At 42.9% G+C, this 2217-nt stretch carries 2 protein-coding genes; both read right to left on the reverse strand.

Translation table 11 applies throughout. The annotated features are described in order from the left end of the window. A partial coding sequence (locus F6J99_RS44365; protein ID WP_293123654.1) for an SGNH/GDSL hydrolase family protein occupies nt 1-675 on the reverse strand: 675 nt, incomplete at its 3' end. A 458-nt stretch (nt 676-1133) separates the two neighbouring features. Further along, nucleotides 1134-2217: SGNH/GDSL hydrolase family protein (locus F6J99_RS44370; RefSeq protein ID WP_293123657.1), on the reverse strand; the 1084-nt coding region annotated here is incomplete at its 5' end.

The raw sequence follows: 2217 nt of genomic DNA on the forward strand, positions 1-2217 counted from the left end.
CAAATCTGGTAAGTTAAGCACTAGGAAATTGCGAGCACCAAAGTTATACAGGGAGTTCAGCGCTGTCTCTATATTGCCCACGACCTGAGTAGGATTAGGAATATCCATACTCTGATAATCATTGCCAGCCAACCACAGAATATAGAGAGCGTTGGGGTCAGCCATCTGATCAGATACAATCAGGTCATTGGTAAACCCTGCGACTTGGGTGAGTAATCCCGGTAAGCCTCCGAACTCACCAATACCACCGAATCCGGTTTCAGCACCACCAAAAGCAAAGTTGACGCTTTGATTAGTCGTCGCACCATTGAAGAAAAAACTCGCCCTCGGGCCATCGGGAGTGATAGTGATTGGAGAAAGTATCGGGACATTCGGTAACAGCACCGACAAGTCAGTAGATGGCTTCACCTCTATGTCCAAAGCATCTGCTAGATAATCTACCCAGATCGGACCATTGCTAAAACGTCCCTCAAAGTAGGGTGGACTCTGGGGGATGATGGGAATGATGGGATTTACCTGATTGCGTGCCTTACTGAGATTGAAGAGATTGCCAGGATCCGATAGGCTATCACCAAACACATAAAGATTACTGAAATCTAAATCATATGCCCTAGCTTCAGAGGGCAAAATTAAAGTGAATAGAGAAAATCCGAAGGCCGTAATTGCGTTTTTCATTTTTGATTGTCTGTGATTGTGTGCAGCCCTTTCAAGCCAAAACTAAAAACCTACAGACATAGAGTACTGGTTTTGGGTGACCCTCTTTATTAAGAGCTGGCAAAATTTTGGGATTATAGTATAAATAAAAAGTAAAGTATTACAATAACTTTAATCAGAGTATATTCCTTTTTTTCCTAGTAATGAGGTACACACTATGATTCTCCTATTACCAATTCCGAATTTCCCTCTTATGACTTCCCTAATCCCTGCTCCCTTTTGAAGTTATCAATCCTACTTATTAGTTATTAGTTAAAGTTTCATAAAATTACCATTTTTGCTTAACCATTTTATTATTAAGCAACGCCGAAATTTCCCCATAGAATTTACCAATAGTAGTATCAAACTATTAAGTCTCAATTTAGGATCAACAGTGACAGCTCGGAAAGCTGCCACTGTGTTATCGTTAATAGTAAAATCTAGCAGGATTTATTCAACTCTTTCCGAAGCAACCAGGCCAGCCCTATCACTCCTAAGGAGGCAGAAGACGCTGGTTCTGGTACAGACTTAGAATCAGCCTTAGTCTCAGCTTTGTCTTGGGACTTCAGTGCTGATAAGGTGAATTTCGCTAGGATCTGATGGCCAGCTGTCGTTGGGTGGGTGCTATCCCAGAATAAAAACTCGTCTGGATTAGCACAAGCAATAAACGTTGTTCCATCTAAGCACTCTTCGGTCACATTCGTGAAACCAAAGTTTCCAGGATTGGTCAAAATCTGATTAAATAGGTCATACTGATCAACGGATATCAGGTTAATGTCAGGTAAAGATTGCCTCAAAATGTTAAGGGTGGAGTCCAATACAGAGTTATGCTGCTCGGTCAAATCTGTGAGGCTAGACGATAATACACTATCTAGTCTCAGTGATTGAGGTATCTTTCCCAAATCTGGTAAGTTAAGCACTAGGAAATTGCGAGCACCAAAGTTATACAGGGAGTTCAGCGCTGTCTCTATATTGCCCACGACCTGAGTAGGATTAGGAATATCCATACTCTGATAATCATTGCCACCCAACCACAGAATATAGAGAGCGTTGGGGTCAGCCATCTGATCAGATCGGATTAGGTCATTGGTGAACCCTGCTACTTGGGTCAGTAATCCCGGGGACAAAGCTTCGAACTCACCAAGGCCAGACACTCCGGTTTGAGCACCACCAACAGCAAAGTTTACGCTTTGATGAGTCGTCCCACCATTGAAGAAAAAACTCACCCGAGGACTATCGGGAGTGATAGTGATGGGAGAAAGTGTCGGGGAATCTGGTAAAACCAAGGACAAATCAGTAGATCGCTTCACCTCTATCTCCAGAGCATCTGCTAGATAATCTACCCAGATCCGACCATTGCTAAAACGGCCCTGAAAGTAGGGTGGACTCTGGGGGATGATGGGAATGGTGGGATTTACCTGATTCCCTGCCTTAGTGATATTGAAGGTATTGCCAGAATCCGATAGGCTATCACCAAACACATAAAGATTAGTGAAATCTAAATCATATGCCCTAGCTTCACAA

Source organism: Moorena sp. SIO4G3 (assembly GCF_010692305.1).
Taxonomy (GTDB): Bacteria; Cyanobacteriota; Cyanobacteriia; order Cyanobacteriales; family Coleofasciculaceae; genus Moorena; species Moorena producens_A.